The sequence below is a fragment of the Mesorhizobium sp. B3-1-7 genome, from assembly GCF_006439385.1.
Taxonomy (GTDB): domain Bacteria; phylum Pseudomonadota; class Alphaproteobacteria; order Rhizobiales; family Rhizobiaceae; genus Mesorhizobium.
This window is the reverse complement of record NZ_VFTL01000051.1, coordinates 22,853-38,852: the sequence shown is the minus strand read 5'-3', so window position 1 is coordinate 38,852 and position 16,000 is coordinate 22,853. Positions and strand designations below refer to the sequence as shown.

The 16,000-nt window shown below is 64.5% G+C and carries 15 protein-coding genes, 1 pseudogene and 1 riboswitch; of the genes and pseudogenes, 9 read left to right on the top strand and 7 right to left on the bottom strand.

The genetic code is table 11. The annotated features are described in order from the left end of the window. The 6 genes and pseudogenes from FJ417_RS30440 to FJ417_RS30415 form a co-directional block, all read left to right on the top strand. Positions 1 to 81, top strand: a pseudogene (locus FJ417_RS30440) (aldehyde-activating protein); the annotation flags it as partial. A gap of 66 nt (positions 82 to 147) precedes the next feature. Further along, on the top strand, positions 148 to 615 hold the full coding sequence (locus tag FJ417_RS30435; protein ID WP_140647814.1) for a YaiI/YqxD family protein: 468 nt from the start codon (positions 148 to 150) through the stop codon (positions 613 to 615). 26 nt (positions 616 to 641) lie between these two features. After that, positions 642 to 1,313 (top strand): DUF1345 domain-containing protein, encoded by a 672-nt coding sequence (locus FJ417_RS30430; protein WP_140785988.1) that lies wholly within the window; start codon positions 642 to 644, stop codon positions 1,311 to 1,313. A gap of 99 nt (positions 1,314 to 1,412) precedes the next feature. After that, on the top strand, positions 1,413 to 2,294 hold the full coding sequence (locus FJ417_RS30425) for a cytochrome b/b6 domain-containing protein (protein ID WP_140785987.1): 882 nt from the start codon (positions 1,413 to 1,415) through the stop codon (positions 2,292 to 2,294). A 1-nt stretch (position 2,295) separates the two neighbouring features. Next, positions 2,296 to 3,087: a molybdopterin-binding protein gene (locus FJ417_RS30420; protein ID WP_140785986.1), complete on the top strand. Its 792-nt coding sequence runs from the start codon at positions 2,296 to 2,298 to the stop codon at positions 3,085 to 3,087. Next, entirely contained in the window at positions 3,087 to 3,539 is a 453-nt protein-coding gene (locus tag FJ417_RS30415) for a GNAT family N-acetyltransferase (protein ID WP_140785985.1), read from the top strand. The genes FJ417_RS30420 and FJ417_RS30415 overlap by 1 nt, the downstream gene beginning before the upstream one ends. On the opposite strand, the gene FJ417_RS30410 is transcribed toward FJ417_RS30415, so the two are convergent. Continuing rightward, positions 3,536 to 4,537, bottom strand: coding sequence for a hypothetical protein (locus FJ417_RS30410; protein WP_140785984.1), 1,002 nt, complete (start codon positions 4,535 to 4,537; stop codon positions 3,536 to 3,538). The genes FJ417_RS30415 and FJ417_RS30410 overlap by 4 nt on opposite strands. A gap of 223 nt (positions 4,538 to 4,760) precedes the next feature. After that, positions 4,761 to 4,847: riboswitch (glycine riboswitch) on the top strand. A 149-nt stretch (positions 4,848 to 4,996) separates the two neighbouring features. Here FJ417_RS30410 and gcvT point away from each other — a divergent pair. Genes gcvT through gcvP form a run of 3 tightly spaced genes read left to right on the top strand, consistent with a single transcriptional unit; the run spans position 4,997 to position 9,300 of the window. Further along, positions 4,997 to 6,097 carry a glycine cleavage system aminomethyltransferase GcvT gene (gcvT, locus tag FJ417_RS30405; protein WP_140785983.1) on the top strand — a complete coding sequence of 367 codons (1,101 nt, stop codon included), beginning with the start codon at positions 4,997 to 4,999 and terminating at the stop codon, positions 6,095 to 6,097. Between the two features lie 6 nt (positions 6,098 to 6,103). Continuing rightward, positions 6,104 to 6,472: a glycine cleavage system protein GcvH gene (gene gcvH, locus FJ417_RS30400; protein WP_140647821.1), complete on the top strand. Its 369-nt coding sequence runs from the start codon at positions 6,104 to 6,106 to the stop codon at positions 6,470 to 6,472. Positions 6,473 to 6,489: 17 nt separating this feature from the next. Continuing rightward, positions 6,490 to 9,300, top strand: coding sequence for an aminomethyl-transferring glycine dehydrogenase (gene gcvP, locus FJ417_RS30395; protein ID WP_140785982.1), 2,811 nt, complete (start codon positions 6,490 to 6,492; stop codon positions 9,298 to 9,300). A gap of 14 nt (positions 9,301 to 9,314) precedes the next feature. On the opposite strand, the gene FJ417_RS30390 is transcribed toward gcvP, so the two are convergent. The 6 genes from FJ417_RS30390 to FJ417_RS30365 form a co-directional block, all read right to left on the bottom strand. After that, positions 9,315 to 10,487: a GGDEF domain-containing protein gene (locus tag FJ417_RS30390; RefSeq protein ID WP_140785981.1), complete on the bottom strand. Its 1,173-nt coding sequence runs from the start codon at positions 10,485 to 10,487 to the stop codon at positions 9,315 to 9,317. 179 nt (positions 10,488 to 10,666) lie between these two features. Then, positions 10,667 to 11,140, bottom strand: a complete 474-nt coding sequence (locus FJ417_RS30385) for a hypothetical protein (protein WP_140785980.1) — start codon at positions 11,138 to 11,140, stop codon at positions 10,667 to 10,669. Between the two features lie 284 nt (positions 11,141 to 11,424). Next, entirely contained in the window at positions 11,425 to 12,387 is a 963-nt protein-coding gene (locus tag FJ417_RS30380; protein WP_140652345.1) for a type II secretion system F family protein, read from the bottom strand. Between the two features lies 1 nt (position 12,388). Then, complete coding sequence (locus FJ417_RS30375) at positions 12,389 to 13,354, bottom strand: type II secretion system F family protein (RefSeq protein WP_140647825.1); 966 nt, start codon at positions 13,352 to 13,354, stop codon at positions 12,389 to 12,391. Between the two features lie 4 nt (positions 13,355 to 13,358). Further along, positions 13,359 to 14,780 carry a CpaF family protein gene (locus FJ417_RS30370; protein WP_140785979.1) on the bottom strand — a complete coding sequence of 474 codons (1,422 nt, stop codon included), beginning with the start codon at positions 14,778 to 14,780 and terminating at the stop codon, positions 13,359 to 13,361. Further along, positions 14,777 to 15,991 carry a response regulator gene (locus FJ417_RS30365; RefSeq protein ID WP_140647827.1) on the bottom strand — a complete coding sequence of 405 codons (1,215 nt, stop codon included), beginning with the start codon at positions 15,989 to 15,991 and terminating at the stop codon, positions 14,777 to 14,779. The genes FJ417_RS30370 and FJ417_RS30365 overlap by 4 nt, the downstream gene beginning before the upstream one ends. Between the last annotated feature and the right edge of the window lie 9 nt (positions 15,992 to 16,000).

The window sequence follows — 16,000 nt, the reverse complement described above, 5'->3', positions numbered from 1 at the left end:
CCCTATGACTGCCTCAGCCCCGGCCTGATGGACTATATCGCCACCTGGACCGCCAAGAAGTCGGGCGCCTTGGCGGCCTGACAAATCCTACGATTTCTGCCATGGGGCTGGCTGACACGCCGGCCCCATGTTTGTTTGGAAGTAACGATGCCCGCACCCGTTGTCTACGTCGATGCCGACGCCTGCCCGGTCAAGGCCGAGGTCGAGAAGGTCGCGGAGCGCCATGGCGTCATCGTCACCTATGTCTCCAATGGCGGCCTGCGGCCGTCGCGCGATCCGATGGTCCGCAACGTCGTCGTCTCCAAGGGCGCCGACGCGGCGGACGACTGGATCGTCGAGAATGCCAAGGCCAACGATGTCGTGGTGACGGCCGACATTCCACTTGCCGCGCGCACGGTGGCGCTCGGCGCGCATGTGCTTGGCCCCACCGGCCGCCCCTTCACGCCGGAAACCATAGGCATGGCGGTGGCGATGCGCGACCTCAAGCAGCATCTGCGCGAAACCGGCGAGAGCCGGGGGTTCAACGCCAGCTTCACGCAGAAGGACCGCTCGCAGTTTCTCGGCGAGCTCGACCGCATCTTGCGGCGGGCTTTGAAATCCGTCACACCGGACTGATCCAACGTCTTCAGGGGCCTCGGGCCATGGGTGAGGATCTCAACACGCCGATGCATCGGCACATGCAGTTCGCCCTCGCCGCGGCCATTGGCATCGTCGCGCTGCTTCTTGCCTTGTTGCTGCGCGCGCCGCTGCCCTACTCGATCGGCGCCAATGTGTTCTTCGCCAGCTATATCGCCCTGGTGCTGGCCCTGATGCCCAGCCTTACCGGGCGCTATCTCAGCAAGAACGCGCGCGCGACCGACCTGCCCGTCTTTCTGATCTTCGCCGTCACGCTCTTTGTCGTCGGCGCCGCCATCGTGTCGCTGTTCCTGCTCATCAACCAGAAGGATGCCGCTCATCCCCTGCAGCTCGCCTTCGCCATGCTGTCGATCCCGCTCGGCTGGTTCACCATCCACGCTATGGCGTCGCTCCACTATGCGCATGTCTATTGGAAGGATGGCGACGAGCTCGACGAGAAAACCCAGAAGAAAATGCCGGTCGGCGGCCTCGATTTTCCGGGCGGCAAAAGGCCGGATGGCTGGGACTTTCTCTATTTCGCAACGGTGGTCGGCATGACGGCGCAGACGGCGGACACGGCCATCACCACCTCGCAGATGCGGCTGGTCGTGCTCGTCCATTCGGTCCTGACCTTTTTCTTCAACACGGTGATCGTTGCCGCGGCGGTCAATCTCGCTGTCAGCCTGGGTTCTCCGTAATAAATCCGTGATCGCATGAAACAACGCTTTGCCTGACGGCGTATTGGGAGGAAGAACGCAAGCCGGTAAGCGGTGAGCGATGCAGGGCCGGAGACGAAGATGGAAGCCATTGCCAGGAACGAGCCGGTAGCAGAGGCCGATAAACCTGCGCCGAAAAATGGGCCGCTCATTTACCGGCAGTCGGGCTGGACCCGCCTTACCCATTGGCTCTGGGCTTTCTCGCTGTTCTTCATGCTGCTTTCCGGTCTGCAGATCTTCAATGCGCGACCGCAGCTCTATGTCGGCAAGCAGTCCGGCTTCGAATTCAACAACACCATCCTCCAGATCGGCGCCGAGAATACCGCCAACGGACCGCGCGGTTTCACCGAAATCTTCGGCCACCGCTTCGATACCACAGGCGTGCTCGGCTGGTCCGGGCCGCCGGGACAAGAGACGCCGCGCGCCTTCCCGGCCTGGGCGACAATTCCCTCCTATTACGATCTCGGCACCGCCCGCGTCGTGCATTTCTTCTTCGCCTGGATCCTGACCACAACGCTGCTCGTCTGGCTGATCGCCGGCGTGGTCAACGGCCATATCCGTCGCGATCTCGCCCCTCGCGTGTCGGACCTTCGCAAGCTGCCGCGCGACATCGTCGATCACGCCAAGATGAAGTTCCATCACACGCGCGAATACAACACGCTGCAGAAGATGGCCTATGGCGGCGTGCTGTTCGTGCTGCTGCCGCTGATGATCATCACCGGCCTGGCCATGTCACCGAGCATGAATTCGGTGTTGCCCTGGCTGAATGAGATACTCGGCGGCAGGCAGACGGCGCGGACCATCCATTTCACTGTCATGGTGCTGCTCGTCCTTTTCTTCGTCATCCACATCCTGATGATTCTCGCCGCCGGCCCGATCAACGAGCTGCGCTCGATCATCACCGGCTGGTACCGCACCGACCCGCCCACGAAGCACGCCGAGCCGAGCGAGAGGAGCGCCTGACATGGCAAAATTCCAAATCAGCCGCCGCAAGTTCCTGACCGCCAGCAGCCTCGGACTGTCCGGCATCGCGCTGTCGGGTTGCGATGCCTTCGACAGCGGCCTCGGCATCGGCGGCGGCCTGCGCAGCTTCCTCGAAAACGCCAACGGCCTGACCTGGCGCGCGCAGCGCCTGCTTGCCGGCCGCGACGCGCTGGCGCCGGAATTCACCGAGGCCGATATCCGCCAGCCGCAGCGGCCGAATGGCATCACGGCGCCCGATGACGACACCTACAAGGGTCTGCTCGCCAACAATTTCGCCGACTGGCGCCTGGAGGTTTCAGGCCTCGTCGAAAAACCGCTGTCGCTGACTCGCGAGCAGCTCCAGAACATGCCGAGCCGCACCCAGATCACCCGCCACGACTGCGTCGAAGGCTGGAGCTGCATCGCCAAATGGACCGGCACGCCGCTGTCGCTGGTGCTCGACCAGGCGGTGGTCAAGCCGCAGGCCCGCTACGTCATGTTCCACTGCCTCGACACCATTGAGCAAAGCCTGTCCGGCGACATCAAATATTACGGCACCATCGACCTGATCGACGCCCGCCATCCACAGACGATTCTGGCCTATGGCCTGAACGGCAAGCCCTTGCCGGTCGAGAACGGCGCGCCGCTTCGCGTGCGGGTCGAGCGCCAGCTCGGCTACAAGATGCCCAAATACATCTACAAGATCGAGCTGGTCGACAGTTTTGCCAATGTCGGCGGCGGCCGCGGCGGCTACTGGGAAGACAATGGCTACGACTGGTATGGCGGGATTTGATGGTCCCTCGCCTGCAGGCCGAGCATGATTTGTCGCCCATCGAATTGGCTGCCCTCGAGGAACGTCTCAACGGCGACAACCGACGCAAAACCGGCTGCGATGATGATCGGGGGTTGATCTTCGTGATCCGCGACGAGACCGGAGTCGTGATCGGCATTGCCGCCGGCTACTCGTGGGCAGGAACCGCCGAACTCAAATTGATGTGGGTCGATGAAGCCTATCGAGGCCGCAGCTACGGCAAGAAGCTGCTCGATGCTTTCACAGCCGAGGCCGCCAGCCGGGGCGTCGGGCGGGTATGGGTTTCGAGCCACGACTTCCAGGCGCCGGGCCTTTACGAAAAAGCCGGCTTCGAGCGCATGGCCGAGTTGCCGCAATGGCCCGAAGGCCATTCCAACGTCATCCTTTGTAAGACGATAGCCGCCCGGCATCGACCGGGCGCGACGGAGGCTTAAGCAACCTTGTCGAGCAGCGGCCTCAGCGCCGGGTGGATTTCCGGCGAAGCGTGCTTGATCAGCGTCAGCAGTGCGCGCTCGTTGTCGCGCAGCGGCCGCTGGCCGCCGCCGACGCGCTCGGCCAGCCATTCGGCCTCGCTCGCATCGATCGTCTCGGCGCGGCGGGCAAGCGCTTCGGTGGCCCGGTTCCTGGCTTCCCATTCCGCCTCGATATCGCCGGGCGAATGGTAGGCTTCGAGGATTGCCGCGAACCCGCCCGAGACCATCCGGCTGAAGAAACCGCCAAGCGTCGGGCCTGCCTCGTCGAGGAAGGTCTCGTGGCGCAGCGCCACTTCCCGCGTCGGTGGCTCGTAGCCGGTCGAACACATGACATAGTTGGCGATCGCCTTGACGAAGAGGTCGTTCCAGGACGGATCGTTTTCGGCGGCCGCGGTCCGGTCGTTGATCCTGAACAGGACCTCCGCCTCGGCCTTGCTGATGGCGATGTTGCCGTCGCCGCCATAGGCATAGAGGATGCGCCGCAACAGATCGACCTCGGCCTTGGTGATCAGCCCAGGTACGAGATCGCCGAGCATCAACGGGCCTTTGCCGTCGATTACCGCATGCGCGACCTGTTCCAGCGCATAGGCCGAGAGCTGGCCGGGCGAGGATTTCGCTTCCTCCAGCACATGCACCAGCAGCTCCAGCTCGGTGCGGCTGTCGACCATGCCGTCGCGCGAGATCGTGCGGACCAGCCAGTCGGCATTCTGCTCGGAGATGTAGCCTTCCGGCTTTTCCTGGTGGACGATGTAGTCGGTCACCGCCTCGACGAAGAACGGCGCCCATTCGTCGCATTTGTCGCGCGCCGTCTGGTCGAGCGCGAACAGCGCCTCCGCCTCGCCGCGACCCACCACGCCATCCGCGAAAACGTCGCGCCGCAGCATCGTCACGTCTTCGGCCGTGATCTTGTCCTTCGAGGTCAGCCCCGCCACCGGAGCGCTCATGATCAATTCGCCCATTTGCCGTCCCTGCCCGTCGCCCGCTGCCGGCGAACTCAGTGCATTACCCCACCGAGCTTTATCAGCATTGTCTTGAGAAACCGGCAAACGGCGTGGTTAGCGAAGCCTTGTCGGCCAATGCATATCGCCGAAACGCAGCGCACGCTTTAAATGTCGCTGGGAGGTGACAAGGTGTCGCCGACGGGCTATGGATGGCGCGTCGGGGGCTCAGGCGACTGAGTCCTACCTGTTTGCGGGAGAGAGCAGCGCAAGCTGTCGCCGAAGGGGAAATCGCCCGAAATCTCTCAGGCAAAAGAACCGTAGACGGGAAAGACAACTCTGGAAAGTCGGGATTCGTCCCGCGCCGAAGGTGTAAGCGCTGCCGACAGAGTTACGGGGCGCGAGTCTCTCAGGCTTCAGACAGAGGGGCACGAATTAGGCCGCCACCGGCGGTCGATTGCGTGCGACTCTGGAGAAGACATGACGGGCGACGACATCAGACACCTACCCCTTGAGGATTTGCATCAGGCCGCGGGCGCGCGTTTCGGCGCCTTCGCCGGCTGGTCGATGCCGCTCACCTACCCGCCCGGCGTGATGAAGGAGCACCTTCACTCACGCGAGCATGCCGGCCTGTTCGACATCTCGCATATGAGGCTGTTCGAGGTCGCCGGTCCGGGAGCCATCGCATTGTTGAACCGCGCCTGCCCGCTCGATGCCGGCGCGCTGGACATCTCGCAGTCCAAATACACTTTCTTCCTCAACGAGGCGGCAGGCATCATCGACGACCTGATCGTGACGCGCCTGGGCGATGACCGGTTCATGGTGGTGGCCAACGCCGGCAACGCCGTCGAGGACGAGAAGCATCTGCGCGACCTCTCCGCCGATTTCGACGCCAAGGTCGAGCCGCTTGACCGCGTCTTCCTGGCGATCCAGGGACCGGATGCCTGGGCAGCCCTTGCGCGGGCCGGCACCGAAACCGGCTCGCTGCTCTTCATGCACGGGGTCGAGCCCAGGCAAAACTGGTTCATGAGCCGTTCCGGCTACACCGGTGAGGACGGTTTCGAAATCGGCCTGCCGGAGAGGGATGCCCGCGATCTTGTCGCCAGAGTCCTGGGAGACGAGCGCGTGCAGTGGATCGGCCTTGCCGCCCGCGACAGCCTGCGGCTCGAAGCCGGGCTTTGCCTGCACGGCCAGGACCTGACACCGGAAATCGACCCGGCAAGCGCCGGACTGATGTGGGCGATTCCCAAGGAAGTTCGGGCCTCGGGTCATTTCATTGGCGCCGACGCGCTGCGCTCTGTCATCGAGCGTGGGCCGTCGCAGAAGCGCGTCGGCTTGAAGCCCGACGGGCGCCAGCCGGTGCGCGCCGGCGCGGCGCTCATCGATGCCGACGGCAATCCGGCCGGCCACGTCACCTCGGGCGGCTTCGGCCCCTCGACCGGGCACCCCGTCGCCATGGGCTACGTCAACACCTCGCTGGCCAAGCCCGGCACGAAACTCTTCGCCGACGTCCGCGGGACGAAAATCCCGGTCGACGTCGCGTCCCTGCCCTTCACCCCACATCGCTACCGCAAAGGATAAGACCCAATGGCAAAGACCTATTTCACCGAAGACCATGAATGGCTGCGCGTAGAGGGCGGCGTCGCCACCGTCGGCATCACCGACTATGCGCAGGAACAGCTCGGCGATCTCGTTTTCGTCGAGCTGCCGGAAATCGGCCGCAAGCTCGCCAAGGGCGACACCGCCGTGGTCGTCGAATCCGTCAAGGCGGCGTCGGACGTCTACGCACCGGTCGACGGCGAGATCACCGAGGCCAACGCCTCGCTGTCGGCCGATCCCTCGCTGGTCAACTCGGCCGCGACCGGCGACGGCTGGCTCTGGAAGATGAAGCTCGCCAACGAAAGCCAGCTCGACAGCCTCATGGACGAGGCCGGCTACAAAGCCCATATCGGCTGATATCAGGACATAAAGACATGACCGCAGCGCTTACTCCCTTCTCGGCCCGCCATATCGGCCCGGGCGTCAACGATGTCAGAGCCATGCTTGCCGTGCTCGGCGTTCCGTCCGTCGAAACGCTGATCAGCCAGGCCGTGCCGAGATCGATCCGCCTCGACCAGCCGCTCAACCTGCCGGCTCCGGCCAGCGAAGCGGAAGCGCTGGCCGAACTGTCTGCGATCATGGCGAAGAACACGGTGCTGAAAAGCTTCATCGGCGCCGGCTATCATGGCGTCTTCGTGCCGCCGGTCATCCAGCGCAACCTGTTCGAGAACCCGGCCTGGTACACGGCCTACACCCCCTACCAGGCCGAGATCAGCCAGGGTCGGCTGGAGATGCTGTTCAACTTCCAGACATTGGTGACGGAACTGACCGGCCTGCCGGTGGCGTCCGCCTCGCTGCTCGATGAAGCCACCGCCGTCGCCGAAGCCGTCGGCATCGCGCTGCGCCACCACCGCGACAAGCGCACCAAGGTGGCGCTTGCCGGCACGCCGCATCCGCAAACGCTGGACGTCGTGCGCACCCGCGCCGAACCGCTCGGCATCGAGGTCGACGGCGAGACGATCGACGACAACACCGCCGCCCTGCTCGTCTCCTGGCCGGACACATTCGGCGTCTACGGCGACCACAAGGCGGCGATCGAGAAGGCCCGTGCCGCCGGCGCGCTCGTCGTCTTCATCGCCGACCCGCTGGCGCTCACGCTGACGGACGCGCCGGCGAAGCTTGGCGCCGACATCGCCGTCGGTCCGATGCAGCGTTTCGGCGTGCCGATGGGCTTTGGCGGCCCGCATGCCGCCTACTGCGCCGTTTCCGACAAGCTGACCCGCCTGATGCCCGGCCGCCTCGTCGGCCAGTCGACGGACACCATGGGCCGCCCGGGCTACCGGTTGGCGCTGCAGACGCGCGAGCAGCACATCCGCCGCGACAAGGCGACCTCCAACATCTGCACCGCGCAGGCGCTGTTGGCCAATATGGCGACGGCCTATGCGATCTGGCACGGTCCTGCCGGCCTGCAGGCGATTGCCGGTCAGATCCACGGGTTGGCCGGCCGCCTCGCCTCGGGTCTCAAGGCTGCAGGCGTTGCTGTGCTTGGCACAAGCCGCTTCGACACGGTGACCGCGGAAGTGAAGGGCAAGGCCGCGGCAATAGAAGCTGCCGCCGAGAAGACCGGCCGGCTGTTGCGCGTCATCGATGCCGACTGCGTCAGTGTCGCCTTCGACGAGACTTCAACGGAAGCCGACCTCGAGGCGATCGCCGCCCTGTTCGGGGCCAAGCCCGGCGCGGCGGAAGGCGGCTCCATGCCCGGCAAGCCGCGCGGCAAGGAATTCCTCACCCAGCCGGTCTTCCACGACAACCATTCCGAAACCGAGATGATGCGCTTCCTTCGCAGGCTGGCCGACAAGGACCTTGCGCTCGATCGCACCATGATCCCGCTCGGATCCTGCACCATGAAGCTCAACGCCGCCGCGGAGATGATGCCTGTGAGCTGGCCGAGCGTCGCCAATCTGCATCCCTTCGCGCCGGCCGGCCATTGCGAGGGCTATCGCAAGATGGTCGGCGATCTGGAGGCCTGGCTGTCGGAAATCACCGGTTTCGACGCCGTCAGCCTGCAGCCCAATGCCGGCAGCCAGGGCGAATATGCCGGCCTGCTCGCCATCCGCGCCTATCACCGCGCGCGCGGCGAAGGCCACCGCACCGTTTGCCTGATCCCGTCCTCCGCGCACGGCACCAATCCGGCGAGCGCCGCGATGGCCGGCATGAGTGTCGTCGTCGTGCGTTGCCTGGACGACGGCAACATCGACATGGACGATCTGCGCGCCAAGGCCAACGAGCATTCCAAGAACCTCGCGGCGCTGATGTTCACCTATCCTTCGACGCATGGCGTCTACGAGGAAGGGGCGCGCCATCTCTGCGCGCTGATCCACGAGCATGGCGGCCAGGTCTATTTCGACGGCGCCAACCTCAACGCTCTGGTCGGCCTCGCCCGCCCCGGCGACATCGGCGCCGACGTCTGCCACATGAACCTGCACAAGACCTTCTGCATCCCGCATGGCGGCGGCGGCCCGGGCGTCGGCCCGATCGGCGTCAGGGCGCATCTGAAACCCTATTTGCCGGGCCATGTCACCGAAGGCTCGGCGCATGCCGTTGCCGCCGCGCCCTTCGGCAGTGCGTCGATCCTGCCGATCACGTGGATGTACATCCGCATGATGGGCGGCTCCGGCCTGAAGCAGGCGACCGAGACGGCGATCGTTTCCGCCAACTACGTGGCGACGCGGCTCGCGCCGCACTACCCGCTGCTCTACAAGGGCAGGAGCGATCGCATCGCGCATGAATGCATCCTCGACACGCGCGTGCTCAAGGAAAGCGCCGGCATCAGCGTCGACGACATCGCCAAGCGCCTGATCGACTACGGCTTCCATGCGCCGACCATGTCGTTCCCGGTTGCCGGCACGCTGATGGTCGAGCCGACCGAGTCCGAGCCCAAGCGCGAGCTCGACCGTTTTTGCGAGGCGATGATCGCCATCGCCGGCGAGGCGGCGAAAGTGGCGAAGGGCGAGTGGCCGTCCAGCGACAACCCGCTGGTCAACGCCCCGCACACCGCGGCGGAAGCGCTTGCCGGTGAGTGGAAGCATCCCTACTCGCGGCTGGAGGCGGCCTATCCGGCGGGCGACGCGGATCTGGCGGCGAAATACTGGCCGCCGGTCTCGCGCATCGACAATGTCGCCGGCGACCGCAACCTGGTCTGCTCGTGCCCGCCGCTGTCGGAATATCTCGGCGCCGCGGAGTAGCAGCCAGGTTTTGCTCAGGCGGTTTTCAGGGCCGGCCCCACATCGGGCTGGCCCAATTCGGTCTGAGCGATGACGCGATTGCGTCCTGCACGCTTGGCCGCATAAAGCGCGGCGTCCGCTTGCGCCAGCACCTCGTCGAGGGGGCGGCCGGCTGTCGAGCCGAATCCCACGCCGCCGCTGACGCTGCTGCGCAGCGGGCCGCGATGGGTCGCAACGATCTCGGTGCCGAAAGCGACGCCGATCCGGCTGGCCATATCATGCGCCTTTTCCGGCGTCACGCGCGCCATGACGAGCGCGAATTCCTCGCCGCCCAGCCGGAATGCGTCGACACCTGCCCTGCCGTATTTCTTGATCACCGCCGCGAAGCGGCAAAGCACCTGATCGCCGACGGGGTGGCCGAAGACGTCGTTGGTCATCTTGAAATGGTCGAGATCGAACATCGCGATCGCCATGAACGGACCGAAGCTGCGGTCACCGTAAAGCTCGGTGAGCGCCCTGCGGTTCATCAGGCCGGTCAGCGGATCGGTCATCGTCTCGGCCTTGAGCTCGATCTGCGCCTGTAGGTGGTGCAGCGAAAGCGTCAGCGCGCCGAGGCCGGTCATGCAGGCGACCGCGACGACGGAGTTCAGCCGTTCCGCCCAATTGTCAGGCGCGGCGCCGAGAACCCATTGCCCCTGGACGAGCAATACCGCGCCGCACAGCGCGAAGGACAGACCGCAGGCTCCGCTGAGGAAGGAGACGACCAGAAGGATCCGCCGGTCGTGATCCCCCTTCATCCAGAACATCGCCCCGATCGTCGCGAGCAGTGCCGTCACGGCCGCATAGGTGATCTGGAAGCCGATGCCGTCGAAACCGAGATAGGTGACCAGAGCGCAGGCCGCCATGGCGGCCAGCGCCGGCACAATGGCGCGGCGGTAGTCGCGAAAGCCGAGATACTGCATGGCCGACAGGCAGATGATCAGGAAACCCAGGGTCAACAGCGCCAGCACGACCTGGCACAGCCCGGGATCGGCATCCTTGGCATAGCGCCAGAACGCGACGACATGGGCGACGAGCACCAAGGTGCCGCAGGCGACCGTGAGCACGAAGCGCGCCCGCGGCGTGGTGAGCCAGATTGCAAACATGGTGATGCTGAGGCATGTGCCCGACAGTGCCGCCGCGAGCAGGAGCGAACTGAAATCCAACATCCGTGAAGAACTGCCTCTAGCGTCTAACCGGTGCCCGTCCTCCAATGTAGGCTGACTGCGGCCGGCGCAAACCGTTTTCGGACAATGCCCAACGCTACCTCGACACAGGGTTTACAAAGCGTCGATATGTGAGGCGAAATCCCGTGACGATACACGGGAAACGAGAACCCGCAGACGGATCAGCCCTTGTCGAGCAGCGCCAGATTGGCGTTGACCACCGTCTGGTCGGCCATGCCGGCCTTGGCTTCGAGCAGCAGCGCGCGCGCCTTCTTCTTGTTGCCGCGCAGAAGCTGCGAATAACCCATATTGTTGACGATCTGCGGCTTGCGCCCGGCGACCTTCAACAGCTGCATGTAGGCGCGATCGGCGAAGTCGAAGCGGCCAAGCTCGTCATAGGACGCGGCAAGCCCCATCCAGGCCTCGGCATTGTCGGATTTGAGTTCTACCGCCTTGCGGAAATGCTGTTCGGCAAGGCCAAAATTCGCCTCGCGGAACTGCGCCTTGCCTTCAACGAGGTCGTCGGCGCTGACATCCTTGGCCACCGGCTGGATCGCCGTGGTCTTGGTCGTGTCGACGTTGTTGTTCGTCGTGCAGCCGGTAATCAACAAGACGGCCGCCAACGCCGCCGCTGCCCTGGGAAGTCTCTGACGCATGCCCCTGCCCCATCGCCCGATTTGCCGGGTCGTTCTTCAGGAAAAACCATACAGAAGAGCGATTAAGCTTCGGTGCCGAAATGCAGCTAAATTTTGGTTGCCCGCAGAGGATGCGTTAACCACGGTTGCCCGGATGCAGGTCAGGCCGAGCCGGAAGCGACGGGCCCCGAGAACCGGTCTACGCCGGCCGTACTTCATAGAGCGGAGACACTCACGAGCGCTTCGGCCGCCGAAGGCCGGAAGCGCAGGCGGCCGGCACTTGCAGGCCGGCCTCACCTGAATCCTTAGTGCGCGGTCAGCTTCACGATGATCGGTATGATGGCGATCATCAGCACCACCGGCAGGATGCAGACCGTCACCGGGACCGACATCTTGGCCGGCAGGGCATGCGCCTTCTCCTCGGCCAGCGACATGCGCTTGTGCCGCATTTCGTCGGAAAAGACGCGCAGCGAGCCCGACAGGCTGGTGCCGAGTTCCTTGGATTGCTGCAGCAGCGTCGCGAAGGAGCGAACCTCGTCGAGGCTGAGGCGGTCGGCAAGCGCCTTCAGCGCGTCGTCGAGGCTGCGCCCGGCCCGCAACTCCAGCGACACCAGGATCAGGTTCTGGCTGAGCGACGGATAGGTCCTGGCAAGCTCCCTGGAGACCCGCTCGATGCCGGCCTCCATGCTCATGCCGGCATCGGAGCAGACGATCATCAAATCCATGAAATCGGGAAAGCCGTTGCGGTATTCACGCATCTTTTCCCGAACCTTCTGCGTCAGCACCAGGCCAGGCAGGAAATAGCCGCCTGCAGCCGACAGGATGATGAAGGTCCAGCGGCTGGTCATGGTCGACTCGGCGCTGGCCGCCCAGTGGTTGACCAGGAATGCGCCGAACGCCGCGCCGACCAGCGCGGCGAAACGGATCAGGAAGAACATGCCGACGGCGCGCGGCTCCATGTAGCCGGCCTGGATGAGCTTCAAGCGCAGCCGCGCGACATTTTCCGGATCGCTCTTGGCATAGAACTCCTGCGCCCGTTTCACCGCCTTCTCGCGCACGGCGTTGGTGCTCTTCTTGGGCGCGGGCTCCGCCTGCTCGGCCGGCTGCAAAATCTCCACCTTCAGCCGGCGCTTGACGTCGCCGCGATCACCCTTGGCGAGCACCAGCGGCCAGGCGACGGCGCCGCCGCCCAGCACAAGGAGCAGCACGGCGACCGGCATCGGCGAGGTCGGCGCGAGCGAAGCGAGGAAGCGGATGACGTCTTCCATCTCAGAACCTGAAATTCGACATCTTGAACATGATGGCGTTGCCGAGCAGCAGCCAGATCACGGAGCCGCTCAGCATGTACCAGGTCTTCGGCACGTCCCAGACATCCTGGTAAAACTGCGGCATCAGCACCATGATGGCGGTGAACAGAAGCACGGGAACCGCGGTCAGGATGTAAGCCGACATGCGCCCTTCCGTCGAAATGGCGCGCACCTTGCGGCGCAGCTTGCCGCGGTCGCGGATCGTCGCCGACAGGCCGTCGAGGATCTCGCGCAGATTGCCGCCCGAACTGCTCTGGATCGACACCGCCGTGACGAACAGCGGCAGGTCCTCATGCCCCACCCGGTCGAAAAGGTTGTTCAGCGCCGAGACCAGGTCGGAGCCATAGGTCACCTCGTCGGCGACGACGCCGAACTCGGTGCCGATCGGATCGGCCATTTCGCGCGACACCATGGCAATCGCCACCGGCACCGGATGGCCGGCCTTCAGGCCGCGCGTGATCAGCTCCAGCGCCTCGGGCAGTTGCATGCCGAACCGCTTGTGCCGGCGCTTGCGCAGGAAGCGCATGGCCATTACCGGCAGCACCGGCAACAGCAACACAAACAGGATGAGGCCGAACAGGAGCGGCAGGCCCTTCCAGATGCCGACAAGCGCCAGCGCCGCGGCCACGCCCGAGGTGATCGTCAGGAACTTCGGCAGCGGCGTGGTCATGCCGGACTGCGTGCGCAGGGCGCGGAAGCGGTCGAGGGAAAAAATGGAGCCGCCGCCGTCGATCCCGCGTTCCTTGCGCAGCTGGATCAGCACCTGCTCCTGGCTGATCTTGTTCTCTGCGAGCTTCATGCGGCGGTTGATGGCCGTGCGCTTGTCGCTGCGCCCGGCATAGAGCAAATAAAGGCCCTCGGCGATCATGATGCCGGTGAGCGCCGCCGCGGCGTAGACGACGTAGACCGGGCTGAATCCCTCGAACACCGGCCTAGTCCTGCGGCCGGCCGGGTTCGAAATACTTGCCCGGGAATTCGATGCCCATGTTGCGCAGGTCCTCGAGGAAGCGTGGCCGGATGCCGGTCGCTTCGAAGTGGCCGAGGATCTTTCCGTCCGCCTCCATGCCGGTGCGCACGAAGCGGAAGATCTCCTGCATCTGGATGACGTCGCCTTCCATGCCGGTCACTTCGGCGACGCTGGTCACCTTGCGCTTGCCGTCGGACAGGCGCGTCAGCTGGACGATGATGTCGATGGCGCTGGAGATCTGGCTGCGGATCGACTGCACGGTCATCGGCATGCCGGTCATGCCGAGCATCTGTTCCAGACGCGAGATGGCATCGCGCGGCGTGTTGGCATGGATGGTGGCCATCGAGCCTTCATGACCGGTGTTCATCGCCTGCAGCATGTCGAAGGCTTCCTCGCCGCGGCACTCGCCGAGGATCACGCGGTCGGGGCGCATGCGCAGCGCGTTCTTGACCAGGTCGCGCTGCTTCAATTCGCCGTGGCCCTCGATATTGGCCGGGCGCGTTTCCATGCGCGCGACATGCGGCTGCTGCAGTTGCAGCTCGGCCGCGTCCTCGATGGTGATCAAGCGCTCGTCTTCCGGAATGAAGGCCGACAAAGCATTGAGCATCGTCGTCTTGCCCGTGCCGGTGCCGCCAGAGATGATCGTGGTCTTGCGGGCATGCACCGCCGCCGCCAGCACCTCGGCCATGTTCTGGGTGATGGCGCCGAATTCGACCAGTTTGTGCAGGCCGAGCTTGTTCTTGGAGAATTTGCGGATCGACACCAGCGGCCCGTCGACGCCGACCGGGCGGATCGCCGCGTTGAAGCGCGAGCCGTCGAGCATGCGGGCGTCGACCATCGGCTGCGATTCATCGACGCGGCGGCCGACCGCCGCGACGATTTTATTAATGATTCGAAGGAGATGTGCCTCATCCTTGAACGGGATATTGACCTGCTGCAGCTTGCCGCGCTTTTCGACGAAGCAGTTCTGGTGGCCGTTGATCAGGATATCGTTGATCTCGGGGTCCTTGAGCAGCGGCTCCAGCGGGCCGAGGCCGACCATCTCGTCGACGATGTCGTCGACCAGGGCGTCGAGTTCGGCGTTGTTGATCGCCATCCGCTCATTGCGCGTCTTTTCCGAGACGAATTCATGCACCTGCCGGCGCATTTCATCCCGGGGCAGCCGCTCCAGCGCCACGAGGTTGATTTCCTCGAGCAGCATGCGATGGATACGCACACGCGCATCGAGCACCTTGTTGGCGCTCTTTGCAGGCGCGGCTTCAGGCTTCGGCGGCGCCGGCTTGCGGGTCGTCGGGATGATCACGGCATTGTGCGTGACCGCCGCGGATTCGGGCGCCCGCTGCGGACGAACGTCGCGGCTCTGCAGGTTGGAAAAGCGGCTGTTCATCCTGCCTTCCTCTTCAGCAAGCCCTTGCCCAGGCCGAACAGCGACTTCGACTTGGCCATCATCTGGACGGCCTCCTCCGGCAGGATGATCTTCTTCAGGTCGTTGACGACATTGGCGTTGGGGTCGATGGCGTGCAGCGGCACGCCGCGGTCGACCGCCTCGCGCACCAGCCGGTAATTGTTGGAGATGCCGCCAACGAAATGCTCGCCGAGTATCTCCTGGACGTCGGCCTGCTTGATGCCGCTGTCGAACATCTTCTGCTCGAAGCGGTTGACGATGACGTTGGGCTTCACTTCCTTGCCGGCGGTCTCATAGACGGCCTGGATGAGACGCTGTGTATGCCGCAGGCAGGGCACCGTCATCTCGGCGACGATATAGAGCTTGTTCGAGCCGAGCAGCACCGTCTCGGTCCAGGGGAACCATGTGCGCGGCATGTCGATGACGACATTGTCGAAATAGGCCGCCACGAGGTCGAGCATGCGCACCACGACATCGGTCTTGAACGAGCGCATGTCCGACGGGCGCGTGGGAGCGGCAAGCACGCACAGCCCGCTCGCATGCTTGGACAGCATCACGTCAAGCAATTGCCGGTCGAGGCGCTCCGGCTGGTTCTCGATTTCCGTGATGTCGAAGCGCGGTTCGAGATCGAGATATTCGGCGCAGGCGCCTTGCTGGAAATTGAGGTCGACGACGCATGTGGAGGCGCCGCGTGTCACCGAATGATGCAGTTGGAACGCCGTCTGCAAGGCGAGCGTGGTGGTGCCGACGCCGCCGGCGGCCGGCATGAACGTGTAGATGTGCGATTCGGTGTTCTCTTCCCGCCCCGGCCCTTGCAGCGCACGGATAACGGAACGCACGAGGTCGGCCGTGGTGATCGGCTTGACCAGGAAATCGGCGACCTTGAGCTGCACCAGGATACGCACCGCCGCCGCGTTGAATTCCTGGGTCACGACGATCACCGGAATGCTGCCTTCCAGCCGTCGCATGACGCGCTGCAGCGACTCGATTTCCTCGAGCTTGGCTGCATCCATGTCGACGATGACCGTGCCGAAGTCCGTCTCGAGGATCTCGCCGCGCAGCTCGTTGACACTCTTTTCCAGCGTCAAAAGCTCGATGACCTCGGAGGCCGCGAAAGCCGTCCGTGTGTCTTGCAAGAACGTCGTGTCCGTCGAAACGAGCAGGATCTTCTTGGTCTTGCTACCAGATGCCATCGTCGTCAG